Below are 23,798 nucleotides of genomic sequence, written 5' to 3'. Positions count from 1 at the left end.
TTAGGTTATCCATCCTAAAAGGCAGCCAAATAACTGGCTGCCTCTGGGTTTTTATTGAATAGGACGACAAGTACGATGCTTTTTGTACCACAGGTAGAACCACTGACTGATGATGAGTTTGGTCGGGTTTGTCGATTTATTCATAAAAAATCAGGCATTGTCCTCACCATGAATAAAAAAAATATGGTCTATAACCGGCTATTAAAGCGGTTACGTGATTGTAATATCGACAATTTTTCCGATTATTTGCGGATGTTAGAGCGTGAGCCTCACCATGCAGAATGGCAAGCTTTCGTGAATGCTTTGACGACAAATTTAACTGCATTTTTTCGTGAACCACACCATTTTGTGACGTTAGCGGACTTTGTTCGTACGCGTAAAAATAGCGCCATTAATATTTGGTGTGCCGCATCTTCAACGGGAGAAGAGCCGTATTCGATAGCAATGACATTAAGTGATGTACTTGGGCCGAATGCCATCAATGCCAAAGTGATTGCCAGTGACATTGACACGGAAGTGCTAGAAAAAGCGAAACAAGGCGTGTATCGCGTAGAAGAGCTGAAATCATTGACGGCATTACAGCGACAACGTTATTTCATGAAAGGGGTTGGTGAATTTGACGGTTATGCACGAGTCAAACCTGCATTGCGCCAAATGATTGAATTTCGTTACTTAAACTTGAGTGACCATGACTGGCGGATGCAACATCGGTTTGATGCGATTTTTTGTCGTAATGTCATGATTTATTTTGATAAAGAGATGCAGATAAAAATGCTAGAGCGCTTTGTTCCATTGCTTAAGCCTGACGGATTACTGTTTATCGGGCATTCCGAAAATTTATCGCAGTTATCACAAAGTTTCGTTATTAAAGGGCAAACCGTCTACAGCTTGCAAGCGGCGAGGAGGGGGTAATGAAAAAGATTAAAGTGCTATGTGTGGATGACTCAGCACTGATGCGCCAATTAATGCGCGAAATTATTAATAGTCACGAAGACATGATTGTGGTTGATACTGCACCAGACCCTTATGTTGCACGTGACTTAATCAAACAACATGAACCGGACGTGATCACGTTAGACGTGGAAATGCCGCGAATGGATGGTATTGATTTCTTAGAAAAACTAATGCGCTTGCATCCAATGCCTGTGGTAATGGTTTCAACATTGACGTCGAAAGGTTCGGAAGTGACGTTAAAAGCGCTGGAATTAGGTGCTGTGGATTTTGTCACGAAACCACAAATTGGTATTCGTGAAACCATGATGAGTTATCGAGATATTATTGGTGAGAAAATTCGCGCAGCAGCCATGTCTAAAATTACTCAGCGCAGCCGCTTTGCCCGCCCTGACAAAAAGGTTAATGAGCCAGTTTCTCAAGCGAAAGCACTCTCTCCCTATGTTTGCAATAGCCGTGTGATTGCGGTTGGCGCATCGACCGGAGGAACGGAGGCAATACGGCAATTTTTGGAAATGTTACCTCATGAATGCCCTCCGGTAGTGATCACTCAACATATGCCAGCGGGTTTTACGCGTTCTTTTGCTGATCGCTTAAATAAGCTCTGTGTATTGACCGTAAAAGAAGCTGAACACAACGAACTATTACAAAAAGGCCATGCATATATTGCACCAGGCGATTCGCACATGTTGATTGCGGATAAAGGCAAGGGATTTCAAGTTATTTTGCAACAAAGCGAACCTGTTAACCGGCATCGTCCTTCTGTTGATGTGTTGTTTGATTCAGTCGCTCAATGTGTTGGGCGAAAATGTATTGGCATTTTATTGACAGGGATGGGGATGGATGGCGCGAAAGGGCTATTAAATTTACGTAAGCAAGGGGCTATCACTTACGCACAAAACGAAAGTAGTTGCGTGGTGTTTGGTATGCCTCGCGCGGCGATTGAATTGGGGGCTGCGGATGAGGTGCAAGATATTCTCAAGATTGCCCCAAGTGTTTTAGCAAGACTTTCTTCTGTCACGGTTTAAACCGTGACAGGAATTCACAATTGTATTTTGAAGGAGTGGTTATGGCCGCTAAAGATCTCAGTTTTTTGGTTGTCGATGATTTTTCTACAATGCGACGTATCGTCCGTAACTTATTAAAAGAGCTTGGATTTAACAAAATAGAAGAAGCAGAAGACGGTGTTGATGCATTAGAAAAAATCCGTACAGGTAGCATCGATTTTGTTGTTGCTGACTGGAATATGCCAAACATGGATGGCCTTGAGCTGCTTAAAACCATTCGTGGTGATGATGCTTTGAAGCATATCCCCGTATTAATGGTGACAGCAGAAGCGAAAAAAGAAAATATTATTGCCGCTGCACAAGCGGGTGCGAGTGGTTATGTCGTTAAGCCGTTCACTGCCGCTATCTTAGAAGAAAAACTGAATAAAGTATTTGAAAAAATGGGGCTGCAATAACAGTGCGTGCCAAAGGAGATTTTCATGACTGAGCAAGTGGGTATGGAAGGTATTCGCAATGGTAATGATGATTTAAAACAAGTCATTACGCGCATTGGTACGCTAATGAGAACGCTGCGTGAAAGTATGCGCGAATTGGGGCTAGAAAAAAGCGTTCAACAGGCAGTGGCGAGTATTCCAGACGGAAAAGATAGGCTGCGTTATATCGCCCAAATGACGGCGCAAGCGGCAGAAAAAACCTTAAATGGTATTGATGTCATCAAACCACTGCAAGTGGAAATGAATAAAAATGCGCAGGTATTGCAACAGCAGTGGCAAGAAACCGCTGGAGATGGGGTTCCTGCACAATTGCGTGAGTCAACAGAAGCTTTTTTAGGGCAAGTGATCCAAGACAGCGAAACCACCAAAGCAGAGCTGTTAGAAATCATGATGGCGCAAGATTTCCAAGATTTAACAGGGCAAGTCATCAAAAAAATGATGGAAGTGGTTGAAGAAGCTGAAAAGCAACTGCTCGCACTGTTAATGGAAAATACACCACCTGAAATGCGTGCGAAAACGCAAAACGAAAGTTTGCTCAATGGCCCACAAATCAATAAAGAAGGCGTAAATGTGATGGCATCACAGTCTCAAGTTGATGATTTGCTTGATGAACTGGGCTTCTAATCGCCGACAAGTTTTTAATTCAACTACTCTAATTACATAGGGTTAGGGTAGTTTTATTGTATTTGCGTTACAAGGAGAGGATTGCAATGATAAATAACGATTTAATTTCTACTTTTGTGATTAAAGAAAAAAAAGAACCAAAAGAAATAGTTCAAGAAAATGATGGAGATATTAATGAGTGCTCTACTGAATTACAGATGAGACAGGCGTTAATTAATCAACTCAAAAAAGCGCGTTTAGCCAATAATTTAACCCAAATTCAAATTGCGGAAAAAATGCAAACTCAAAAGCAGAACGTGTCCCGTTTGGAAAAAGCACAGTTCGACCCAAAATTAGGCACATTATTAAAATATGCAGAAGCGGTGGGGATGCGGATTACCTTGGATTTTTCCTCTAAACCTTGAATTATATAGAGCCTATAAGTATTCAGCTGAACAATTTAATTGCTAATCATGTTGATAAACAGCAATGATTTTACTACCAAGTATTTGCTCAAATTCCTCGATAAAATTATCGCGTATATCCCAATTATGAAAACTAAAACCTAAATTGCCGAATGCCCATTGAGGGTCAAACTGCCATTCATTAAGTGAGCCATGAAAATCGCAATAAAAACAAGCGAGATTTTCTGGTTTTCCTTCATACCAGTCGGATACCGCATCACCCCATGCGTGACTCTGTTCGCTTTGTTCATTTGCACATTGTGGGCAGTAAATACCGAGACCATTTCCCCCTGCATGAAAAACTGTTCGTTCTGTCACGATAGACAGGTAGTTTTTTAGCGTATCTTCAGGAAGTTGAGTTGGGACGATTTCATCATTAATTACGTACAAAATGGGTTCTTTGTGAGTGGGGGTAGGACGATAAATCACTTCACCATACTCGATACTTTGAAAGTCAGGGTCGATAATACCTTGATGTTTTAGCCAATTAAGCATACGTAAGGCTTCTTTTGGGGCATCTTCTAAAGTGATATCAGGGGCAACAAGGTGACAAATATCCATAATAACCCTTCATTGTTAAAAGCCATCAATCAGTAAGTCAATTGCGTGTTTAATGGTGTCTCGTTGGCTACTTAAGTCAACGATTTCTTTCCCTAATAATGAATGAGGGACGCAAGCCATTTGGTGAGTCATTAAAATAAAAACCTGCCCGTTGATAACTAATTGGGGGGTTAAGCGAGCGGGTAATGGCTTTTTAACTAGCCTGCTATCGAATAACGGGATGACTAAGCGAGTATTCAATAAATCAATAATATTACTTTGAATATCCAGTAAATATGGGTATTTGATAGCATCATCTCGGTTTTGATAGAGGCGATATTGCATTAAAAATCCTTGTATTTATCTGAGAGTAATCCATATTCTTCATTTATCCTGTTTAACTCATTAAAGCCTTCGACATTGTCATTTTTCCATTTTTGCGCTTCGAGGCGTTTTAATTCAGCTTGTAAGGCACAAGCCAGTATTGCTGATAAGTTAAGTTTAGCCCGCCTTGCTTGTTCGTAGAGTTCAGGCGCGACAGTGACACTGACGGTTTTTTTTGTTCTGTTCATAGATGCCCCTTATACACGTGTTATGACACGTGTACTTTAGCACAGCTCATCGATCACGATAGGGATTTTATCAACAAATATTGCCATTATCAGAGTATCTTTAATTTATTGCGATTATTTGTGAAACCCTTCGCAAAGTTGCCGCCTTATTGTTCAATAGCCAAATAACCCCCTTGAACTGCATCTATTTTCCACCATTGATTTTTTTACATTCTGTCATGCTATAGCGATAACTCGTATTTTCATTACATTTTGGAACCGCGGTGTCCGACGAGAGTGATGTAGAAAAAACAGAAGAACCCACACCCCATAAAAAGCAAAAAGCCAAAGATGATGGGCAAATCGTTCGTTCAAAAGAACTTAGCTCGCTAATGATGATGTTAGCAGGCGTGAGCTTGTTGTGGCTAAGTGGTGGACACCTCGCAGCACAACTGCGGCAAATTACTCGTCAGGGTTTTATTTTTGATGGTCACTATTTACAAAATACAGGCTTGATGATCAGTTACTTAGGGCGTGTGGTCAGTGAGGCGTTATTTGCCTTATTACCCGTCATTGGCGGGTTAGCATTGGTTGGAATTTCTGCGTCATCGTTAGTCGGTGGGCTCGTTTTTAATAGCAAGTTGATTAAATTTGATTTGAAAAAGTTAAATCCAATCAAAGGGCTAAAACGTATTTTTTCGATGAATGCCTTATCTGAGTTATTTAAAGCGGTTTTGAAATCGTTATTTGTGGGGTTGGGGGCGTTTATTTTTCTTTGGCAAAGTTGGCCATCGTTACTGCATTTAGTGATGGAATCACCCGTTACGGCGCTAAGTAATGCATTACAGAAAGTGATTTTTGCGGGATATTTAATCGTATTTTTGCTTATCCCAATGGTGGCTTTTGATGTTTTCTATCAGTTTCGTTCCCATTTGAAAAAATTGCGCATGAGCCGTCAGGAAATTAAAGATGAATTCAAGCAGCAAGAGGGTGACCCGCAGATTAAAGCCAAAATTCGCCAACAGCAGCGTGCGATTGCGCGTAACCGAATGATGGCGGATGTTCCGAATGCAGATGTTATCGTCACTAACCCAACACACTATGCGGTCGCCCTTAAATATGATGACAAAAAAATGAGGGCACCCAAAGTATTAGCGAAAGGTGCTGGAGTATTAGCTCAGCGCATCAAAGAAATTGGTGAAGAGCACCGAATATTACAGTTAGAAGCACCGCCTCTTGCTCGTGCGCTATACCGCCATGCGGAGATAGGCCAAAGCATTCCTGTTGCATTATATGCCGCGGTTGCAGAAGTTTTAGCATGGGTTTACCAATTGCGCCGCTGGCGCCGAGAAGGTGGGCTCAGACCCAAAAAACCGAAAAATTTACCAGTGCCACCGACGCTGGACTTTGCTGGAGATAACAATCGAGATGGCTAATTTGGCTTCATTATTAAAATTGCCGAAAAATTTACAAGGAACTCAGTGGCAAATACTGGCCGGCCCGGTTCTGATATTAATGATCCTGTCGATGATGGTATTGCCATTACCGGCTTTTTTATTGGATTTACTGTTTACCTTTAATATTGCACTTTCCATTATGGTGTTATTAGTGGCGATGTTCACAAAGCGCACATTAGATTTTGCGGCATTTCCTACCATTTTGCTATTTGCAACTTTATTGCGCCTCTCTTTGAATATCGCCTCGACGCGAATTATCCTGTTAGATGGCCATACAGGGCCGGATGCTGCTGGGCGAGTTGTCGAAGCCTTTGGTCACTTTTTGGTGGGCGGTAACTTCGCCATCGGTATTGTGGTATTCATTATTCTTGTGCTGATTAACTTTATGGTTATCACTAAGGGGGCAGGGCGTATCGCGGAAGTGGGCGCTCGCTTTGTGTTAGATGGCATGCCGGGTAAGCAAATGGCCATCGATGCCGACTTGAACGCGGGTATCATTAATGATGATGAAGCGAAAAAACGCCGCGCGGAGGTTACGCAAGAAGCGGATTTCTATGGTTCGATGGATGGTGCGAGTAAATTCGTGCGAGGAGATGCTATCGCGGGGATCATGATTATGGTGATCAACGTGGTTGGCGGGTTAATCGTTGGTGTAGGCCAGCACAATATGTCTTTGGGAGATGCCACCAGTGCCTATACCTTGCTGACTATTGGTGATGGGCTTGTCGCGCAAATTCCAGCTTTGATTATTTCCACCGCTGCTGGGGTTATTGTCACTCGTGTGGCAACAGATGAAGATGTGGGTGAACAAATGGTCACTCAGCTATTCAATAACCCAAGAGTGATGTGGTTGAGCGCTGGGGTTCTAGGTTTAATCGGTTTAATACCGGGTATGCCTAACTTTGTATTTTTACTGTTTACCGCGGCACTGGCTGCCCTTGGTTGGTATTTAGTCCGTAAATCCCAACAACCCGAAAGTAGTACGGGGGATAATAGCCAATCTCAGCATTTTCAAGAAGCCAATAAAGTGGTTGAAGCCACGTGGGATGACGTTCAACTAGAAGACTTGTTGGCGATGGAAGTGGGGTATCGGTTGATCCCATTAGTCGATAATGACCAGCAAGGTGAATTATTAGGGCGACTACGTGGTTTACGTAAGAAATTTGCGCAAGAAGTGGGGTATTTGCCACCCGTGGTGCATATCTGCGATAACTTAGCGCTTTCCCCTTGTGAATACCGAATTCTAATTAAAGGCGCGGAGGTTGGACGGGGTGAAGCACAGCCTGGCCGCAGTTTGGCTATTGACCCAGGTAATGCCGCTGGGTCGTTACAAGGGGATGTCACTAAAGAACCTGCATTTGGTTTACCCGCCATTTGGATTGATGATGATTTGCGTGAGCAAGCACAAATCCAAGGGTATACCGTGGTATCCGCGAGTACCGCAGTGGCTACTCACTTTAATCAAATTTTACTGCAAAACTCCAGTACCTTATTTGGTCGCCAAGAAGCCCAAATGTTGTATGACCGCGTGAAAAAAGAGATGCCAAAATTGGCAGATGACCTGATCCCAGATACGATTTCATTAACGATTTTGCACCGCGTACTACAAAATTTATTAATGGAAGATGTGGTGATCCGCGATATGCGTACCATCATTGAAACCTTGGCTGAAATGGCAGGAGAAAATGGGGAAAACAAAGATACTGATTACTTAACATCCCAAGTGCGCATTGCATTAGGGCGAGCAATCACACAGCAGTGGTTTGGTAATGCAGAAGAAATTCAAGTGATTGGTTTAGAGGCTAGCCTTGAGCAGATTTTGCTGCAAGCCGCGAAGAACGGCGGTGGGTTAGAGCCGAACTTGGCGCAGTTTATTCAAACTCAAGCGGAGCAAGCTGTAGCTCACCAAGAAGCGATGGGCGCGCCTACAGTGCTGTTAGTTAACCATGGATTACGCTTGATTTTATCGCGTTTCTTGCGGCGCAGTCTGCCGCAGCTGGTGGTCATGTCGAATTTAGAAATGACGGACCACCGTAAAATTCGAATGACGTCGATGATCAGTGGTAGTTAATCATCTTGCTTTTAGTTATATGGTTGTGTAGGATAAATATGTAGTCGCTTTGAAGCTAAATTGTTCTTATACCTAAGGTGTGTATTTGAATGCTCGTCAAAGCGCAAAGAAAGTATGAAGAGGCCGCTCTTTTAAGAGCGGCCTCTTTGTATTTAATTGACTAAAAAACGCCCTACAATTCTGCCTTTATCCGTTAGTAAGACAGATTGCCCATCACGCAGGACTTTTTTCAAATTGTGCTTTCGTCCAATTTTACTCAAAGCTATCTTTTTTGTACTTGATGCGAGTTTAAATGCGGTTAATCCATCTATATGGATAAGCTGAACTAGATCTTTATGAGTAAAGCTATTTAGGTAATAGGATTGCATATCGCTAGATAGCCAGCCAAGTAAGTCAATTAAATGGCGATATTCTAACTTTAGTCGACTTAATGTTGAAGCTATATCATTAGGGGCACTCTTAATTATTGAACTATCAAATTCATTAATTAAATTACCAAACTTCCATATAGGCTCAAAATGAGCACATCTATTGCGTAATTTATTTGTTTGGAGTAATCGTTGAATTATTCTATGCCGATTTTTTATATCTTTAGGATGTAATTTTTGCTGAATAGAGTACGGATAATATTGAAATATATTAGGAAATATTTGTTCCCACGGAATAATTGTACCATTGCTTGTTTTATTAATTTTTAAAATGTGCGCCCACCTCCCATTTTCTAGTGTTGATATTATTCTATGTGGGGCTGGAACTGGTTGGATATACTTACCATTTTTCTTTTTGGCAGAGTCAATCGCATTGAACAGTTTATTATTGTGTGTCAGGCCTAGGTGGTCATACCAATTACAAGACTGGACATTACCATATAATTTTTGACTGCAGAGAGTTAATTGGTTTGTAAAATAAAAATGACTAAGACAGCGATGAATTTTGTTTCTTAGTGTAATTTCAATCATGCCGATTAAGTAGATAAATTTAGTGGAAATTTCTTCGTTCCAACAATAAATACCATGCAATTCATTTAGATCTGTAGTTTTGAATATGGTTCGGTAGTTAAAAAAACGTTCAATGCCAATGTCCAAAATATGTGAGTTTATATTTATAGGTGGTGGCCTAAACATATCCTATCCCTTTGATAAATTTATTTTAGTTAAGGCGATGAAATTTACCTAATCTACCATCAAGAGGAATATGAAAAAAAGAGATTGCAGCAGCAACTTTGTCTGTATTTTAGTAATTCTATTGAGCGAGCTGCCTGACGAGCCTCAGTATGAAAGAAGAGGGTTGTGAATTAGGCAAAACACACCTTAAATTGAAATTTTCTTACCTAATGCAGGGCGCTTTGACTCTAAACCATCAGCACCATAAGTGGATTGGTTATTATGTTTTTTCACAAAGTTTAGGCGCTGAGCATTCAGCTCAATATGCAGTTGCAGCATTTGGTGATTACGATAATTCAGCTCTTTTAGCTCAGTTGTTAAGCTTTTAATGGCTTCCCATACACCCGTTAGTGCATTATTTCCTTCATAAGGTGCGCTGATTTCAGCTTGTGCTTCTAACGCTAAGCGGTTTGTTTCACCATGGCCGATAGCAGCAACTAAAAACCGTTTTTGCTCAGTGGTTTCTTGAAAAGGCGAAGGCGGCACACGGTGATAACCTAGTAATAGCTCTTCATTTTTCATCACTATTTGTAATGATTGCAAATGAGCGAGTTGTTGCTCAAGTAATATCAGTAATTCGTCAGTCATAGTGGTTATTTATTTCATTGATAACATGCATTCATGAGCATCGCGCAAAATGCCATCAGCAATTTTTTCAGCATCCATTGTTAGGGTGCCATCTTTGATTGCTTGTTTAATTTGTTCAACTTTAGCACTATTAATATCACTTGCTTGAGGTTGCAATAATTTTTTTTGTAGCTCACTAGGAGCAAAAGAACTTTCTTTAACGACTTCATTAGTGGACACTTTTTTGTCCCGCATCGGGGCAGCCGCATCTTGTGGGTCGCGGTTTGTCACCTGAGTCAGTGCAGAAATTGCAGATGTTTGCTCAATAGCCATAATGTATTTTCCTATTTCCGATTTTTTTCATATGTCAGTTATCGGCTTATGTTTATGAATCTTTAGTGTATATAGTGTTACAAAATATTGCACTACTCGTCATACTTCAAGTTGCAGCGTTGTTGACTGCGCTCAGCTCGCCGAATTACATACTTATGTATGCTCATCGGCCTCTCTTCACTTGTCGCCTAGCTGCCACTCGAATTATTTAGAGTATATACTCGTGATGCTTCAAGTTGCAGCGTTGTTGACTGCGCTCAGCTCGCCGAATCACATACTCATGTATGCTCATCGGCCTCTCTTCACTTGTCGCCTAGCTGCCACTCGAATTATTTAGAGTACAAGCGGGGAGCGCTTTATTTTAATGCCACTTGAACGCTGCCATTTTCTAGCGCTTCCCCATTTACAACTTGCCCATTTAACAATCGTACGCGGGTATTTTGGCCGGCAGTAGCATTACTTATTGCTCTTCCTTCGTATTTCACTGAAAAATTATCACCACTGGCGAATACAAATACGGTTTGCCCTGCTTTTATTGCCCAAGGCTGCCTTATCATTGATTTTGTGAATGTTTGACCTGCTGGAATATTACGTAGAGCTATTGCTCCGCGAAGTGCGATTTTGTCTGTACTTGCACCTGCGGGGAGTTTATGCAATAAGCCTTTTTTGGTTCCGATATCAACAAATTGTATGGGTTCCCCTCTATTTATATTGCGTGTTGCCACGTAATACTGGCCTGTCACATTCACTGTTAGCTGAATAAATTGCTTTTTTTTACCACATTGCACAGGAAGGGACACATTCCCCATATTACGCCCGCCAATAGGTGGGTTGATTTGTGGCTTCTCGCAAATAGGCCAACGTTCAATTGGTGTTTTGATTTCGATTGAAACGTGGGTTTTCTTGCCATGAATTTGGCGAAAATAATGGTTAATATCTTGGGGTAATGACGCTTGAGAAAGCGCTGGAGTAAGACCTAACAAACTGATTACCATATATAAAGGCAATTTTTTAGTGTAATACATCCCGTTTTATCCCCCCAGTAAGCAAACTTTTTCACAATTGCAGTTTACGCAGCTGCGTAATAATGAATGAGCCAAATAGGTCAATTATTTTGCCTTTATCCCGCCATTAGATTTTTTAGTAGGCCGCTAAGATATGCGGGTCGAATTTTAATTTTTACTCGCGAACGTTCAAATTCAGGGATCGCGTTATCTCCATTGAGGACCACTATGATTGATAAATTAAACGCCACGTTTGCTTTCCAGCAACAGGCTTTGTCAATACGCGAAGCAAGGCAGACTGTATTAGCTTCAAACATTGCTAATGCCGACACACCCGGCTACCAAGCACGTGATATTGACTTTAATCGTCAACTTCAACAAGCCATGGATAAAGGTGTGGTAGGGGGAAAAGGTGTGACTCTTGCTGTCACTTCGAAAGGGCATATTGAAGGCCGAGGGGGCAAAGCGCCAAATATTGACCTGAAATATCGTGTTCCTTACCAAACCTCAATGGATGGTAATACGGTAGATATGGACATTGAACGTAGCCAATTCGCAGATAACACCCTGAAATATCAGGCCGACCTTACATTTATCAATAGCCGCGTCAAAAGTATGTTGGCTGTCTTACAGCAAGGGTAATTGCCATGGCTTTACTAAGTATTTTTGATATCTCCGCATCGGCATTGACTGCGCAATCTCAACGTTTGAATGTCAGTGCGAGCAATATGGCCAACGCGGAAAGTATCGCGGGACCAGATGGCCAACCATATCGCGCAAAACAAGTTGTTTTTCAAATGGCACCACAAGGGCGTCACGAAGTGGGTGGCGTGCGTGTGAGCGAGTTGATAGAAGACCCAACACCACCGCGTATGGAATATAAACCTGGTCACCCGTCAGCGGATGAAAAAGGCTATGTGCAAATGCCAAATGTCGACATGGTTGGCGAAATGATCAACACCATTTCAGCCTCTCGTAGCTATCAAGCCAACTTAGAAGTGATGAATACAGCAAAAACATTGTTGCAAAAGACACTGACTATAGGCCAGTAAGGGAGCATTTTCATGGGAGTTGCAGCCACAATGTACGACTCTTTGGATAATACGACAGCTGGCCCTCAGCCAGCTGCGAGTAATGTGCCAAAGAAAAGTCAAAGTGACGATATGCGTGACACTTTTTTAAAAATGATTGTCACACAAATGCAAAACCAAGACCCAACAAAACCAATGGAAAATACGGATGTAACCAGCCAATTGGCGCAAATAGCGACACTTGAAAGTATGAATAAACTCAGCGACAGCGTGAGTGGTATTTCCCAACAAATTGGTTCAGGTCAGTCATTGCAAGCCACTCAGCTGGTTGGTAAAGGTGTGCTTATTCCGCGCAATGAAATCATCTTAGCGCCGCTCAAAAAAGCGAGCACAGGTGAAGACAGCAATGTGATTAAGCCATCAAACCCGCTTCCAGACGAAGGCATCAGCCCAAATAGCCCTTCAATGTTTGGATTAAGTAACAAAGATGCCATTGAAGGTGAAGAGGGCACTGAAGAGCCGCAATCTGAATATATTTCCTCGCCGTTTGGCTTCTTTTTGCCGAAATTGGCGGACAACGTTGAAATTACCATTCGCGATAAAAACCGAATGGTTGTGCGAACCATTACCTATGATACGGAAGTTAAACCCGATATCTATGATATGGCATGGGATGGCCGTGATAACAACGGGAACTTAGTCACCGATACAACAGGAAAATATTACTTTGATGTGAAAGCTGTTAGTTCAGGAGCTGAAATCGAAGTGACCAAACTGGGGTATACCCGTGTTAACGGTGTGACTCCTGGAGCTGACGCACCATTACTTGATGTTGGCATTGGGCAAAGCGTCCCGCTGAGCAGCATTTTCAAAGTTTATCCATCTTCTTAATTTACCCCCAATACTCATGGAGAAAATATGTCTTTTTCACAAGCAGTCAGTGGCTTAAATGCAGCCTCAGCGGGGCTTGATTCAATTGGTAATAATATTGCCAACTCCGCAACAAATGGTTTTAAAGGGGCGACGACCTCATTTGCAGATATGTTTGCAGGTTCAGGTGTTGGCCTAGGCGTTAATGTGGCCGCGGTGACACAAAATTTTAAAGATGGTCCAATCACGCGTACGGATAGAGCGACAGACGTTGCCATCTCCGGAAATGGCTTTTTCCGTGTACAAGACCAAAACGGTGATACTTATTACAGCCGAGATGGTCAATTCTTACGCGATAAAAGCGGTAATTTAGTCAATAACCAAGGGATGGTAGTCACAGGTTACCCCGCGAGTGTTGATGAAAAAGGCAATGTTACCATCCAAAGTGGTGGTGTACCTGAAGGCTTGAATATCCCAACGGATATGATGGATGCGAAAAAATCTGAGTTAGCGAAACTGACGATAAACCTTAATTCTGAAGATAAAGTTAAAGATAAGAAATTTGACATCACAAAGCCTGATGATTCAGCAACGTATAACTTTAGCACCACAATGACCGCTTTCGATAGTCAAGGTAATACCCATGAAATTTCAGTGTACTTTGTTAAAGAGTCAGATAACAAATGGACCGCTTATGCGAAAGACGCTAACGAAACTGAAGCTAAAAAACTGGGTGAACTAGAGTTTGATGGTAATGGTAAGTTAAAAGACGCAGATAAAGCCACATTTGCTTTCGCGTATAACGGGTTAAATGGCGCTGATAATGGAATATTAAACGTTGATTTAAGTAAGACTCGTCAACAAAAGGTCAGCGAGTCTTCTGTTAGTGCAATTGATGTTGACGGTTATCCAGCCGGTGAATACACCACCTTCAAAATTGAAGATAACGGCTTAATTACCGCTAACTATTCTAACCAACAAAAACGTGTGGTTGGTCAAGTGGCATTATCTGCTTTCGCAAATCCAAATGGTCTGGTATCCCAAGGTGGCAACGTTTGGGCCTCTTCTAATGCGTCAGGTAACCCGATGGACGGCGTTCCGGGTGTCGGTCAGTTCGGAAAATTAACCAGTGGTGCGTTGGAATCTTCTAACGTGGATATGAGCCAAGAGTTAATTAGCATGATTGTGATGCAGCGTAATTACCAATCAAACGCGCAAACCATCAAGACACAAGATCAGATGTTACAGACGCTGGTTAACTTACGATAAAACAAGAGGGTGGCCATGGATCACGTCATTTATACCGCGATGGGAGGAGCGCGTCATGCGCTGGAAAACCAAGCGATTGTTTCAAATAACATTGCCAATGTGTCAACCGCAGGTTTTAAAGCGCAATTGTCCGCAATGCGTGCCGTGCCGATACATGGTGACAGCGAGCAAACCAGAACGCTGGTGGTGGCATCTACTCCCGGCGCTGATATGAGCCAAGGGCCACTCAATTATACGGGTAAGCAAACCGATGTTGCGTTAAATGATAAGCATTTTTTGGCTGTTGAATTAGCGGATGGCACAGAAGCTTATACCCGTAACGGTAACATTCAAGTGTCTAGTGAAGGTGAGCTTGTTATTGGTGAGCGCCGCTTACAAGGTGATGGCGGGCCGATTAACGTTCCGCCAAATGCGGAGTTAACTATTGGCGCTGACGGTACCGTTACTGCGCTTTTGGCGACTGACCCCCCGACTATGTTAGGGCAAATTGGGCGCTTGAAAGTGGTTGAAGCACAGCCGCAAGACTTGATCCGTGGCGAAGACGGTTTGTTTCATTTATCACCACAAGGGCAAGCGGCAAATGGCAATGCTTTGCCACAAAGCGAACGAGGCATTGTCACTGCTGGGGTGATTGAGGGCAGTAATGTCAATGCCGCAGAAGCCATGGTTTCGATGATTGCCAATGCAAGGCACTTTGAAATGCAAATGAAAGTTGTCCGCAGTGCTGATGAAAATGCACAACGCGCCAATCAACTGCTCGCGGTTAGCTAAATACAGTAAGGAATTATTATGATCCGCTCATTATGGATTGCTAAAACAGGGCTTGATGCTCAACAAACTAACCTTGATGTTATTTCTAATAACTTAGCCAACGTTAGTACCAATGGTTTCAAGCGCCAACGCGCTGTTTTTGAAGATTTAATGTACCAAAATATTCGCCAGCCGGGCGCAATGAGTTCAGAACAAACTTCATTACCATCCGGCTTACAAATGGGAACGGGTTCACGCCCTGTTGCCACCATGCGTATTCATGCGCAAGGCGCATTAAATAAAACGGGAAATACCAACGATATTGCTATCCGAGGCCAAGGTTTTTTACATGTGCAAATGCCTGATGGTACGGATGCTTACACCCGTGATGGCGCATTGCAGCCAAACCAAGATGGCCAGTTAGTGACCTCAAGTGGTTACCAAATCGTTCCTGCGATTATGATCCCCGATAACGCGAATAGCTTGTCGATTGCGCGCGATGGCACCGTGACGATTACCGTCTATGGCGATAACCAACCACAGCAAATTGGCCAAATTACATTAACCACCTTCATTAATGATGCTGGTTTGGAAAGTATGGGTGAAAACCTGTATATGGAAACCGCAAGTTCCGGCGCACCAAATGAGAGCGCACCGGGGACCAATGGCGCCGGTTTACTTTATCAAAACATGTTAGAAACCTCTAACGTCAATGTGGCAGAGGAGTTGGTCAACATGATCCAAACTCAGCGTGCTTATGAAATCAACAGTAAGGCGGTATCCGCTTCTGACCAAATGTTACAGCGCTTAACGCAATTGTAATTGGTAAAAAATACGTAAAAATAACTCATTGCGATAGTGATGAGTTATCAATGAGAGGGACCTCTTCGTGATGATAAAACGTACACAGCAGCAAAAGAGTAACATGATGATTGAAAGCGGCACGATTTCTCAACAGCAAAAAGCAGCGTTACTAACGCGTTTCATAGCGCCTAAACAGGCAGGGTTACTTGCCATTTTGGTCTTAGTTACCAGCGGTTGTGCACAAATCAAATCGCGTCCATTAGTGGACACACAAACCACGGCAATCCCAACAGCGCCGACAGCACCAGCACCCAATGGCTCGATATTTCAAAGCGCTCAACCTGCTTATTATGGCTATCAGCCATTATTTGAAGACCGGCGCCCTCGTAATGTTGGTGATATTTTAACCATTAACTTGCAAGAAAACGTGAGTGCGAGCAAAAACTCCTCAGCGAATGCCAACCGTAGTGGGAAAACAGGTTTCTTAGCTGCGATATTACCGGGTTTCATGCAAGGGTGGATTGGCGGTAAAAACACAGAATTAGATATTAAAGGTAACAGTGACTTTAGCGGCAAAGGCGGTGCCAATGCCAACAACACCTTTAAAGGCACCATCACTGTCACAGTCGACCAATTATTGGCGAACGGTAATTTACATGTGGTTGGTGAGAAACGCATCGCGATAAACCAAGGTACTGAGTCGATTCGTTTCTCTGGGGTGGTTAACCCGCGCACTATCGGTTCAGACAATCATGTGAGTTCGACACAAGTCGCTGATGCACGCATTGAATATGTGGGTGACGGCTATATTAACGAATCGCAAAACATGGGATGGCTACAACGCTTTTTCTTAAATGTTTCGCCTTATTAATTAAACATTAGCGAGAAAACAGCCGAGATAATTCAATGAAAAACAAAGTATTAATTTTGCTATCACTATTTTTTTGCTTCACTTATTCAGCATACAGTGAGCGTATTAAAGATTTAACCACCGTTCAAGGTGTGCGAGATAACGCCTTGATTGGCTATGGTTTAGTTGTGGGCCTAGATGGGACAGGTGACCAAACCATGCAAACTCCATTTACCACTCAAAGTTTGAATAACATGCTGTCGCAAATGGGGATTACGGTGCCGCCGGGTACCAATATGCAATTAAAAAATGTGGCGGCGGTCATGGTCACCGCGAAATTGCCGCCTTTTGCGCGTACTGGGCAGTCCGTGGATATTGTGGTTTCCTCAATGGGTAACGCGAAAAGCTTACGTGGCGGTACGTTGTTGATGACTCCCTTAAAAGGGGTTGATGGGCAAATCTATGCGATGGCTCAAGGTAACATCTTAGTGGGTGGTGCGGGTGCCAGTGGTGGCGGCAGTAGTATTAAGGTCAATCAACTCAATGGCGGCCGTATTACCGGTGGAGCAACTATCGAACGCGAATTACCGAGCAGTTTTGGGCAAAATGGGGCAATTAACCTGCAATTAAACGAAGATAGCTTCACATTGGCACAAGATATTGCGGATGCAATTAACCGTATGGGCGGTATGGGGACGGCGTCTGCGTTAGATTCTCGGACAGTGCAATTACTGGTTCCTGCCAATAATCGCGACCAAGTGCGCTTTTTAGCACGGGTACAGGAGCTTAATGTACGTGCGCCAGTGGCTGAAGCGAAAGTGATCCTCAATTCACGCACCGGTTCTGTGGTGATTAACCGCAGTGTAACACTAGACAGCTGTGCTGTTGCGCATGGTAGTTTAGCTGTCACAGTCGAAAGACAAACTCAAGTGAGCCAACCGGACACCCCATTTGCAGGTGGGCAAACCGTAGTCACTCGTAATACGAATGTTGGGGTGCGTGATCAGGGTGGGGCACTCCAAAAAGTCAACGCAAGTGTGCAATTAAACCAAGTTATTCAAGCCCTAAATACACTCGGTGCAACGCCAAACGACTTGATGTCGATACTGCAAGCGATGGAAAGTGCGGGTTGTTTACGTGCAAAACTGGAGATCATCTAATGAGTGACATGCAGCTATTGCAAGGTGCCGCATTTGATTTACAGTCACTGGGGCAGTTAAAAGGTGAACTGAATAAGAATTCGGAGCAAGGGCTGCGCCATGTCACGCAGCAACTTGAGGCAACATTCGTTCAATTGATGCTAAAAAGTATGCGTGACGCACTCCCACAAGATGGCTTATTTTCCAGCGACCAAACACGCATGCTCACCAGTATGTATGACCAACAAATCGCCCAGGACCTGTCGCAAAAAGGTTTAGGTTTCGGGGAAATGATGTATCAGCAGCTTACACGAGACCAACACACGTCAAGTGGGCCCACATCCAATAGCCTGTTGCCGTTAGATGAAAAAACAGTGCAATCATTACCGCCATTTAATATGGAACAAATGATGCGCCATTTTACACCAATGGGCGATGCATTATCGGCACCATTCCAAAAAATCAAAGCGTTATCGCTTAATAGCAGTAATTTTATTAGCCGTTTAATTGAACCTGCAAAAGCGGCAAGCCAAAACAGTGGTATTTCACATTTTCTGCTATTGGCACAAGCGGCATTAGAAAGTGGTTGGGGCCAGCGAGAAATTCTGAAATCAGATGGAAAAACCAGCCATAACCTGTTTGGTATAAAAGCGGGAAAAAACTGGCAAGGGCCCGTCACGAATATTATGACAACAGAAGTGATCAACGGAAAAACCATCAAAATGCGGGATGATTTTCGCGTTTATGGCTCTTATGAAGAGGCGATTGCCGATTATATCAATTTATTGACGGAAAACCCGCGTTACAAAGACGTCAAAAAAGCGCCGACACCAGAGATTGCTGCGCGCCGTTTACATCAAGCCGGGTATGCCACAGACCCAGGTTATTCGGACAAACTGATCACCTTGATTAACCAGATACGTGGTCATCAACCCGCGGCGAATACCTCTGCATCAAGGGCTGTTCAGGCATATACCATAGACTTAAACGATATTTTCTAAAAATCCGGAATTATTGTGAGTTTGGACTAAATAATTACGCTGAATTTCCGATAACCAAATATGCTCTAAATAATTTGCGTTGCTATCGCTTTCATTGTGTCAGCCAATGATGGCGATAAGCATCCAGAACAGGAAAAGCTTATGCTGAACAATGTAATGAATAATGCGCTCAGTGGTGTGAACGCTGCACAAGGCGGGTTAAGTGTTATTTCTAACAACTTAGCTAACGCAGGTGTGGGTTACTATCATCGCCAAAGTGCTGTTTTCGGGGAGAATCCCGGTACGATGACACCTAATGGCTATTTTGGTAACGGCACTTATTTCAGCCATGTTCGCCGTGAGTTTGATGAATTTATCAATGCGCAGTACAGCCAATCCCGCGCACGTAGCGGTGACTATGAGGCATACGTTAAGAACTGCAATAAAGTTGATGATTTGCTTACTAATGATATTGAAGATATTTCAAGTAATATCGGTAGCTTCTTCACCGCGTTAGACGCTGCCTCCAGCGATGCAAGTGACAAAACCTTGATTGACGTTTTCTTAGGAAACTCAAATGCATTATTAGGCCAGTTTAAAGAAGCGGATCGTCGTTTGCAGGAAATGGAACGGGATATTAATCACCAGATAGAAAATAAAGTGAAAGATATCAATATTTACGCTGAAAAAATTGCGGGTTTAAACCTGCAAATTTCGCGGATCCGTTCTGTGAGTGGTTCTGAACCTAACGATTTATTAGATGTGCGTGACCGTTTAGTTAATGAAGTTAACTCATTAGTTGGTGTCAAAGTTATCGAACAAAACGGTAACTATAACGTGACGTTTGCTAATGGCTTACCGTTAGTCACGGGTGAAAAAGCGAATCGCTTAGAAGCCGTCCCTTCTTCTAAAGATGATAGCCGTTTTAGCATTGGCTTTGTGGGCGCGAATGGCCAAGCACGGGAAATTCCTGATGAGTCATTCCGTGGTGGGGAACTCAGCGGTATCTTGCGTTCTCGTCAAGAAGTTATGGACCCGGCTTATCAAAAACTCAATAAATTAGCATTGGTTTTTGCGACCAAATTCAATGAAGTGCACAGCAAGGGGTACGATGCCAACGGCAACACCGGTAAAGACTTCTTTGAAATTGGTAAAGGCTCTGTTGTTAGCAGCACTCATAATAGTGGTAAAGCAGACTTTGATCTCAGTTATAGCGATGTGTCTAAAGTCACAGGTAATAACTACGAAATGCGCTTTGACGGCAATGAATGGAATGTCACACGTTTGCCAGAAGGTATTAATGTTCCTGTGGATTCAAATACGGCAGGTACACTGAAGTTTGATGGTTTAGAGATCAAAATCAGCAACAGTACTGGTATGTCAAAAGGTGACTCATTCTTGGTAAAACCAGTAAGTGGTGTAATCAACGGTATGCAGACCTTGGTCAGCAATGCATCCGATTTTGCGGCGGCTGGAAGTAAAGACAGTGGCCCAGGTGATAATGAAAACATTAAACAACTGGTTAAACTGCAAGACGAAAAATTGATTGATGGTAGTTCTACGTTCTCTGATTTCTATGCAACGTTAGTTAATGATGTGGGCAGTAAAACTAAACAAGCGCAAATTGATTCTGAAACACAGAACAAAATGACCGAGAGCTTCTATGAGCAAGAACAAGCTATCTCGGGCGTGAATATGAATGAAGAAAGTATTCAGATGCAGAAAATCCAACAGTTTTTCAATGCCAATGCGCAAGTATTAAAAACGGTGGATGATTTATTTAACGCATTAATGCGTGCATTCTAAATATTAGCGATAGGATAAGGACTTAGCGATGCGTTTAAGTACCAACATGATTTATCACCAACGCTTACAAGACATGAACAGTGCTCAAGCGCGTTGGATGGATGCAGGAAGTCAATTAGCTTCTGGTAAGCGTGTAAGCAAGCCTTCTGATGACCCGCAAGCGTCTTCGCAAGCGGTGCGGATTAACCAGTCAGAGAACCGAAATCAACAGTATGTTGCCAGCCGTGGGTTTGCCAAAACAGGAATGACGCTGCAGATGAGTATTTTGACTCAGATGACAGATGTGACGACGCAAATTGATACCACCATTATTCAGGCATCAAACCAAGGTGCTTTAAGCGATAAAGACCGTAATACTTTGGCTGAGCAACTCACGGGTTTGAAAGAACAATTAGTGGCGTTAGGTAATTCGACTGATGGGAATGGTCGATATATTTTCGCAGGTTTTAAATCAGATAAACCACCCTTTGAAATTGATGCTAACGGTGATGTGTTGTATCACGGTGGCGATAAAGCGATTATGCAGAATGTGGCGAGTGACCGTGAGATGACGACTTATTTCACTGGCGCACAAGTGTTTGAAACCGATAGCAATAATGTGGTCAATATTTTTAAAGCGCTGAACATCGGTATCGAATCACTGAAAAAGCCATTGCAAGGCGCACCACAAGCAGATTTAGACCAAGCGCAAGCTGAGTTAGGTGAAGCGAACCGAGCCATCAAGTCCGCATTAGATCAAATTTCTAATATTGAAGCTAAGCAAGGTTTACAATTACAAGAAATTGATAAATTAGATTTTTTAGCGGATACGCGCTCGATTCAAAATGCGGCTCGCAAAAGTGAGTTGTTAGAAACTAACTGGACTGGCACCACCACAGATTATTATAAAGAAAAAGCGATGTTTGAAGCCTCACAAAGTATTTTTAAAGACTTAAACAGCATGTCACTTTTCGGCAGCCGTTAATTATTTAATATTCTTTTTACTCACCGCGCTTTGGAGTGATCCAAGCGCGGTTTTTTTGAGCTTTAAAAATGCTATGTTAGACAATATGTTATAGATTTGATGTAAAAAATTTGAATTAATGTTTTATTACGCAATAAACTTTAATAATTAAATGATAATATGTATTATTCTCATTTGAGTGTTTTGTGATATAGGAGATTTATGCGAGTTTTTAAGGTAAATACTAAATGGGTTTTCACTATCATTGTTTTATTAGGAGCTATTCCTTTAGCTGCAATATGGCTAAATGTGTTCTCAAATTCTACTGTAACTAATATTAATAACTGGTTGGGTGAGTTACCTGTAATTTACTCAGATAAATTTCCAAATGAAAGCTACATGTCAGCATTATATTGTAAAATAACTCCTTTAATTTCTGTGTTATATTACATACTTATGTGGAACTCTATAGAAATAAAAAAAGAACACTTTAAGTTATACAATGATGGAATTCTCACGCTAATTTTTGGTTATTTAAGTTCTATTTTTATTATCGGTATAATGACATATATAAATTATTTCTTAGATTATAATATATCATCTGGAAATAGAAAATTAAGTTCAATCTCTGCATTCGAATTTACTTCTTTCATTTATTATTATGCGATTTTTATTTCTATATTCATTGTTACTTGTTTGGCCATAAATGCATTTATATTTTTACCTGTAAAATATAAATTAAAAAGATGGGGATAAAATTTCCCCTTTCTTTCTTCTAGAATTTAGTTAGCCAAGGGAATAAGCTCTTTGTTGACCGCATCAGCAAAGTTAGCATCAATAAAAGATGTAACCACACTTGTTAGTACAATAGTAGCTACAGAAATGGCTGTTGCTGAAAGGGTAAATGGTAATAATAAGCTTAAACTTCCAGCGGTAAATGCTAATACAATTGGTGTTGCTACTCCAGCTAAAGCCATAGCTTCAACTTCTAAAAGTAAAGGTTTCCAGTCACCAGTTTCAAAACCTTCTTCAACTTTGTTTTTTATTTTATCAAATTTTAAAAATTTATCAGCAATTTTAAAGGTAGTTCCTAATTTATATAAATTTTCAGATAATTTTTTTCCGTCAACTGCCTTAATCGCTTGAGTTATGGCGGGGAGATCTTTTTTATGGATGTTAAGATAAGGATTGCTGAGTGATTTTCCTAGAATTCTTAATGCATCATTTGTGTTTTTTATTTTTTTACCTTTAAATGTATTTAATTCATTAATGATTTTATTAGATGTAGACTTATATTTATCACCAAAAAACTTAGATGCTTTTTCACCTACATCTGTCATTATTTCTGATGCAGACTTAATTGCTTCATTTTTTTGTAATTTTTCAATCTCATTTTTAACTTTACTCTGAATTTTTTTAAGTCATTATCAGCTTGACTTCTAGCTATAGCTTCATTAATAAGGGTATCTAATGCTGAATAACTTTCAAGATCTTGAGGCATCTTCTTGTAAAACTCTTTAGAAGCATCATTGAAGTTGCCTTTTTTAATTGCCTCTATCATTTTTGGGTAGTTTTTAATGTTTTTAGTGCCACCTAAAGTATTTAAGTACGTTAAAACCGTAGCCGTTTTAGGGTTTATTTTACTAAATATTGTACTTTTAATACCCTTGTCAATGTATTGAACCCTCCCATTCGCCACTCTTCTATGTAATAGATCAAATAGGTTCATATACTTTGAGAACATTTCATTTCTAATTTTTTTAGTAGGAATAATACCATTCTTATGAAGGGTATTAGCGAGTTGGTTTTCTACTTTATTACGGTATTCATCATAAACTCTAACGAATGGAACACCAACACTCATACTTTTTACCATTGCCTTCTTTACATCTTGCTCATTGGGGCTTTTTAATAATTCCTCGCATAGTTTTCTGAAATAAATACATTTCGGCTCACCACATACAGGGCAGATCATGTCAGGTTTCATGCAATATACATTAGCAGCATCACTTAACGAAATATTACCATGTGCTGTGGGAGCGATTCCATCGTATATCAAATTATCACGGAAACTACTATGTGGGGTAACTACCATTACATCATTCATCTGATTTCCTCTTTATGAATATATAAATAAATTACAATATTTAA

Annotated in this window: 28 protein-coding genes; 19 read left to right on the top strand and 9 right to left on the bottom strand. The window is 41.6% G+C overall.

Annotated features, from left to right (window positions below; translation table 11 throughout):
- Positions 1–75: 75 nt before the first annotated feature.
- The 5 genes from M1F17_RS13195 (at position 76) to M1F17_RS13175 (ending at position 3,480) form a co-directional block, all read left to right on the top strand.
- Positions 76–912 carry a CheR family methyltransferase gene (locus M1F17_RS13195; RefSeq protein WP_180312668.1) on the top strand — a complete coding sequence of 279 codons (837 nt, stop codon included), beginning with the start codon at positions 76–78 and terminating at the stop codon, positions 910–912.
- Complete coding sequence (locus tag M1F17_RS13190) at positions 912–1,979, top strand: protein-glutamate methylesterase/protein-glutamine glutaminase (RefSeq protein WP_094961164.1); 1,068 nt, start codon at positions 912–914, stop codon at positions 1,977–1,979. The genes M1F17_RS13195 and M1F17_RS13190 overlap by 1 nt, the downstream gene beginning before the upstream one ends.
- 41 nt (positions 1,980–2,020) lie before the next feature.
- Entirely contained in the window at positions 2,021–2,413 is a 393-nt protein-coding gene (gene cheY, locus M1F17_RS13185) for a chemotaxis response regulator CheY (RefSeq protein ID WP_004255705.1), read from the top strand.
- Positions 2,414–2,437: 24 nt separating this feature from the next.
- Positions 2,438–3,076 carry a protein phosphatase CheZ gene (locus M1F17_RS13180; protein WP_094961165.1) on the top strand — a complete coding sequence of 213 codons (639 nt, stop codon included), beginning with the start codon at positions 2,438–2,440 and terminating at the stop codon, positions 3,074–3,076.
- 86 nt (positions 3,077–3,162) lie between these two features.
- Positions 3,163–3,480 (top strand): helix-turn-helix transcriptional regulator, encoded by a 318-nt coding sequence (locus M1F17_RS13175; RefSeq protein ID WP_004255698.1) that lies wholly within the window; start codon positions 3,163–3,165, stop codon positions 3,478–3,480.
- A 42-nt stretch (positions 3,481–3,522) separates the two neighbouring features.
- On the opposite strand, the gene M1F17_RS13170 is transcribed toward M1F17_RS13175, so the two are convergent.
- From M1F17_RS13170 to M1F17_RS13160, 3 genes are read right to left on the bottom strand one after another with little or no spacing between them, the layout of a single operon-like run.
- Positions 3,523–4,080, bottom strand: a complete 558-nt coding sequence (locus tag M1F17_RS13170; RefSeq protein WP_144141262.1) for a hypothetical protein — start codon at positions 4,078–4,080, stop codon at positions 3,523–3,525.
- A 15-nt stretch (positions 4,081–4,095) separates the two neighbouring features.
- Positions 4,096–4,404 carry a CcdB family protein gene (locus M1F17_RS13165; RefSeq protein ID WP_144141264.1) on the bottom strand — a complete coding sequence of 103 codons (309 nt, stop codon included), beginning with the start codon at positions 4,402–4,404 and terminating at the stop codon, positions 4,096–4,098.
- Positions 4,404–4,631, bottom strand: coding sequence for a type II toxin-antitoxin system CcdA family antitoxin (locus M1F17_RS13160; protein WP_004255691.1), 228 nt, complete (start codon positions 4,629–4,631; stop codon positions 4,404–4,406). Before M1F17_RS13160 ends, M1F17_RS13165 begins: the two co-directional genes overlap by 1 nt.
- A 263-nt stretch (positions 4,632–4,894) precedes the next feature.
- On the opposite strand from M1F17_RS13160, the gene flhB reads away from it, so the two are divergent.
- Both flhB and flhA read left to right on the top strand, forming a co-directional pair.
- Positions 4,895–6,046: a flagellar biosynthesis protein FlhB gene (gene flhB, locus M1F17_RS13155; protein ID WP_318837012.1), complete on the top strand. Its 1,152-nt coding sequence runs from the start codon at positions 4,895–4,897 to the stop codon at positions 6,044–6,046.
- Positions 6,039–8,138: a flagellar biosynthesis protein FlhA gene (flhA, locus tag M1F17_RS13150; protein ID WP_206277533.1), complete on the top strand. Its 2,100-nt coding sequence runs from the start codon at positions 6,039–6,041 to the stop codon at positions 8,136–8,138. Before flhB ends, flhA begins: the two co-directional genes overlap by 8 nt.
- 152 nt (positions 8,139–8,290) lie before the next feature.
- On the opposite strand, the gene M1F17_RS13145 is transcribed toward flhA, so the two are convergent.
- From M1F17_RS13145 to flgA, 4 genes are all read right to left on the bottom strand, one after another.
- Positions 8,291–9,262 carry an Abi family protein gene (locus tag M1F17_RS13145; protein ID WP_206277532.1) on the bottom strand — a complete coding sequence of 324 codons (972 nt, stop codon included), beginning with the start codon at positions 9,260–9,262 and terminating at the stop codon, positions 8,291–8,293.
- A 186-nt stretch (positions 9,263–9,448) separates the two neighbouring features.
- Entirely contained in the window at positions 9,449–9,889 is a 441-nt protein-coding gene (locus M1F17_RS13140; protein WP_004255682.1) for a flagella synthesis protein FlgN, read from the bottom strand.
- Positions 9,890–9,898: 9 nt separating this feature from the next.
- Complete coding sequence (gene flgM, locus M1F17_RS13135) at positions 9,899–10,201, bottom strand: flagellar biosynthesis anti-sigma factor FlgM (RefSeq protein ID WP_144141268.1); 303 nt, start codon at positions 10,199–10,201, stop codon at positions 9,899–9,901.
- A gap of 356 nt (positions 10,202–10,557) precedes the next feature.
- Positions 10,558–11,196, bottom strand: coding sequence for a flagellar basal body P-ring formation chaperone FlgA (flgA, locus tag M1F17_RS13130; protein WP_094961274.1), 639 nt, complete (start codon positions 11,194–11,196; stop codon positions 10,558–10,560).
- Between the two features lie 237 nt (positions 11,197–11,433).
- Here flgA and flgB point away from each other — a divergent pair, with 237 nt between their 5' ends.
- From flgB to cui, 12 genes are all read left to right on the top strand, one after another.
- Positions 11,434–11,847 (top strand): flagellar basal body rod protein FlgB, encoded by a 414-nt coding sequence (gene flgB, locus M1F17_RS13125; protein WP_004255669.1) that lies wholly within the window; start codon positions 11,434–11,436, stop codon positions 11,845–11,847.
- Between the two features lie 5 nt (positions 11,848–11,852).
- Positions 11,853–12,257 (top strand): flagellar basal body rod protein FlgC, encoded by a 405-nt coding sequence (flgC, locus tag M1F17_RS13120; protein WP_004255666.1) that lies wholly within the window; start codon positions 11,853–11,855, stop codon positions 12,255–12,257.
- A 12-nt stretch (positions 12,258–12,269) separates the two neighbouring features.
- Positions 12,270–13,127, top strand: coding sequence for a flagellar hook assembly protein FlgD (locus tag M1F17_RS13115; protein WP_318837011.1), 858 nt, complete (start codon positions 12,270–12,272; stop codon positions 13,125–13,127).
- 27 nt (positions 13,128–13,154) lie between these two features.
- Positions 13,155–14,375, top strand: coding sequence for a flagellar hook protein FlgE (flgE, locus tag M1F17_RS13110; protein ID WP_094961173.1), 1,221 nt, complete (start codon positions 13,155–13,157; stop codon positions 14,373–14,375).
- A gap of 15 nt (positions 14,376–14,390) precedes the next feature.
- Positions 14,391–15,146, top strand: coding sequence for a flagellar basal body rod protein FlgF (locus tag M1F17_RS13105; protein WP_004255659.1), 756 nt, complete (start codon positions 14,391–14,393; stop codon positions 15,144–15,146).
- An 18-nt stretch (positions 15,147–15,164) separates the two neighbouring features.
- Positions 15,165–15,947 carry a flagellar basal-body rod protein FlgG gene (flgG, locus tag M1F17_RS13100; RefSeq protein ID WP_004255657.1) on the top strand — a complete coding sequence of 261 codons (783 nt, stop codon included), beginning with the start codon at positions 15,165–15,167 and terminating at the stop codon, positions 15,945–15,947.
- 70 nt (positions 15,948–16,017) lie between these two features.
- Complete coding sequence (locus M1F17_RS13095) at positions 16,018–16,800, top strand: flagellar basal body L-ring protein FlgH (RefSeq protein WP_004255652.1); 783 nt, start codon at positions 16,018–16,020, stop codon at positions 16,798–16,800.
- A 35-nt stretch (positions 16,801–16,835) separates the two neighbouring features.
- Positions 16,836–17,939, top strand: coding sequence for a flagellar basal body P-ring protein FlgI (locus M1F17_RS13090; RefSeq protein ID WP_004255651.1), 1,104 nt, complete (start codon positions 16,836–16,838; stop codon positions 17,937–17,939).
- Positions 17,939–18,919, top strand: a complete 981-nt coding sequence (flgJ, locus tag M1F17_RS13085) for a flagellar assembly peptidoglycan hydrolase FlgJ (RefSeq protein WP_094961175.1) — start codon at positions 17,939–17,941, stop codon at positions 18,917–18,919. The genes M1F17_RS13090 and flgJ overlap by 1 nt, the downstream gene beginning before the upstream one ends.
- A 141-nt stretch (positions 18,920–19,060) precedes the next feature.
- A complete protein-coding gene (gene flgK / locus M1F17_RS13080) occupies positions 19,061–20,704 on the top strand; it encodes a flagellar hook-associated protein FlgK (RefSeq protein WP_318837010.1) in 1,644 nt (547 codons plus the stop codon).
- A 28-nt stretch (positions 20,705–20,732) separates the two neighbouring features.
- A complete protein-coding gene (gene flgL, locus M1F17_RS13075; protein ID WP_144141276.1) occupies positions 20,733–21,668 on the top strand; it encodes a flagellar hook-associated protein FlgL in 936 nt (311 codons plus the stop codon).
- A 201-nt stretch (positions 21,669–21,869) separates the two neighbouring features.
- Positions 21,870–22,403 (top strand): colicin immunity protein Cui, encoded by a 534-nt coding sequence (gene cui, locus M1F17_RS13070; RefSeq protein WP_004255638.1) that lies wholly within the window; start codon positions 21,870–21,872, stop codon positions 22,401–22,403.
- Between the two features lie 26 nt (positions 22,404–22,429).
- Here the strand turns inward: cui and M1F17_RS13065 are convergent, their stop codons facing one another.
- Positions 22,430–22,987, bottom strand: coding sequence for a colicin-like pore-forming protein (locus tag M1F17_RS13065; RefSeq protein WP_144141643.1), 558 nt, complete (start codon positions 22,985–22,987; stop codon positions 22,430–22,432).
- A complete protein-coding gene (locus tag M1F17_RS13060) occupies positions 22,987–23,754 on the bottom strand; it encodes a hypothetical protein (protein WP_318837009.1) in 768 nt (255 codons plus the stop codon). The genes M1F17_RS13065 and M1F17_RS13060 overlap by 1 nt, the downstream gene beginning before the upstream one ends.
- Between the last annotated feature and the right edge of the window lie 44 nt (positions 23,755–23,798).

This window comes from Providencia sp. PROV073 (assembly GCF_033688125.1).
Taxonomy (GTDB): Bacteria; Pseudomonadota; Gammaproteobacteria; order Enterobacterales; family Enterobacteriaceae; genus Providencia; species Providencia hangzhouensis.
The sequence above is the reverse complement of the archived record's forward strand: the minus strand, read 5'-3'. Positions and strand labels throughout refer to the sequence as shown.

Bases quoted from the DNA above. Each gene is read 5' to 3' on its own strand.
- flgJ (WP_094961175.1), top strand. From the start codon at position 17,939: ATGAGTGACATGCAGCTATTGCAAGGTGCCGCATTTGATTTACAGTCA.
- flhA (WP_206277533.1), top strand. From the start codon at position 6,039: ATGGCTAATTTGGCTTCATTATTAAAATTGCCGAAAAATTTACAAGGA.
- M1F17_RS13065 (WP_144141643.1), bottom strand. From the start codon at position 22,987: ATGACAGATGTAGGTGAAAAAGCATCTAAGTTTTTTGGTGATAAATAT.
- flgG (WP_004255657.1), top strand. From the start codon at position 15,165: ATGATCCGCTCATTATGGATTGCTAAAACAGGGCTTGATGCTCAACAA.
- M1F17_RS13115 (WP_318837011.1), top strand. From the start codon at position 12,270: ATGGGAGTTGCAGCCACAATGTACGACTCTTTGGATAATACGACAGCT.
- M1F17_RS13190 (WP_094961164.1), top strand. From the start codon at position 912: ATGAAAAAGATTAAAGTGCTATGTGTGGATGACTCAGCACTGATGCGC.
- M1F17_RS13145 (WP_206277532.1), bottom strand. From the start codon at position 9,262: ATGTTTAGGCCACCACCTATAAATATAAACTCACATATTTTGGACATT.
- M1F17_RS13095 (WP_004255652.1), top strand. From the start codon at position 16,018: ATGATAAAACGTACACAGCAGCAAAAGAGTAACATGATGATTGAAAGC.
- M1F17_RS13195 (WP_180312668.1), top strand. From the start codon at position 76: ATGCTTTTTGTACCACAGGTAGAACCACTGACTGATGATGAGTTTGGT.
- flgB (WP_004255669.1), top strand. From the start codon at position 11,434: ATGATTGATAAATTAAACGCCACGTTTGCTTTCCAGCAACAGGCTTTG.
- M1F17_RS13170 (WP_144141262.1), bottom strand. From the start codon at position 4,080: ATGGATATTTGTCACCTTGTTGCCCCTGATATCACTTTAGAAGATGCC.
- M1F17_RS13060 (WP_318837009.1), bottom strand. From the start codon at position 23,754: ATGAATGATGTAATGGTAGTTACCCCACATAGTAGTTTCCGTGATAAT.
- flgL (WP_144141276.1), top strand. From the start codon at position 20,733: ATGCGTTTAAGTACCAACATGATTTATCACCAACGCTTACAAGACATG.
- M1F17_RS13140 (WP_004255682.1), bottom strand. From the start codon at position 9,889: ATGACTGACGAATTACTGATATTACTTGAGCAACAACTCGCTCATTTG.
- flgK (WP_318837010.1), top strand. From the start codon at position 19,061: ATGCTGAACAATGTAATGAATAATGCGCTCAGTGGTGTGAACGCTGCA.
- M1F17_RS13175 (WP_004255698.1), top strand. From the start codon at position 3,163: ATGATAAATAACGATTTAATTTCTACTTTTGTGATTAAAGAAAAAAAA.
- flgC (WP_004255666.1), top strand. From the start codon at position 11,853: ATGGCTTTACTAAGTATTTTTGATATCTCCGCATCGGCATTGACTGCG.
- flgM (WP_144141268.1), bottom strand. From the start codon at position 10,201: ATGGCTATTGAGCAAACATCTGCAATTTCTGCACTGACTCAGGTGACA.
- flgA (WP_094961274.1), bottom strand. From the start codon at position 11,196: ATGGTAATCAGTTTGTTAGGTCTTACTCCAGCGCTTTCTCAAGCGTCA.
- cui (WP_004255638.1), top strand. From the start codon at position 21,870: ATGCGAGTTTTTAAGGTAAATACTAAATGGGTTTTCACTATCATTGTT.
- M1F17_RS13160 (WP_004255691.1), bottom strand. From the start codon at position 4,631: ATGAACAGAACAAAAAAAACCGTCAGTGTCACTGTCGCGCCTGAACTC.
- M1F17_RS13180 (WP_094961165.1), top strand. From the start codon at position 2,438: ATGACTGAGCAAGTGGGTATGGAAGGTATTCGCAATGGTAATGATGAT.
- flgE (WP_094961173.1), top strand. From the start codon at position 13,155: ATGTCTTTTTCACAAGCAGTCAGTGGCTTAAATGCAGCCTCAGCGGGG.
- cheY (WP_004255705.1), top strand. From the start codon at position 2,021: ATGGCCGCTAAAGATCTCAGTTTTTTGGTTGTCGATGATTTTTCTACA.
- M1F17_RS13090 (WP_004255651.1), top strand. From the start codon at position 16,836: ATGAAAAACAAAGTATTAATTTTGCTATCACTATTTTTTTGCTTCACT.
- M1F17_RS13105 (WP_004255659.1), top strand. From the start codon at position 14,391: ATGGATCACGTCATTTATACCGCGATGGGAGGAGCGCGTCATGCGCTG.
- M1F17_RS13165 (WP_144141264.1), bottom strand. From the start codon at position 4,404: ATGCAATATCGCCTCTATCAAAACCGAGATGATGCTATCAAATACCCA.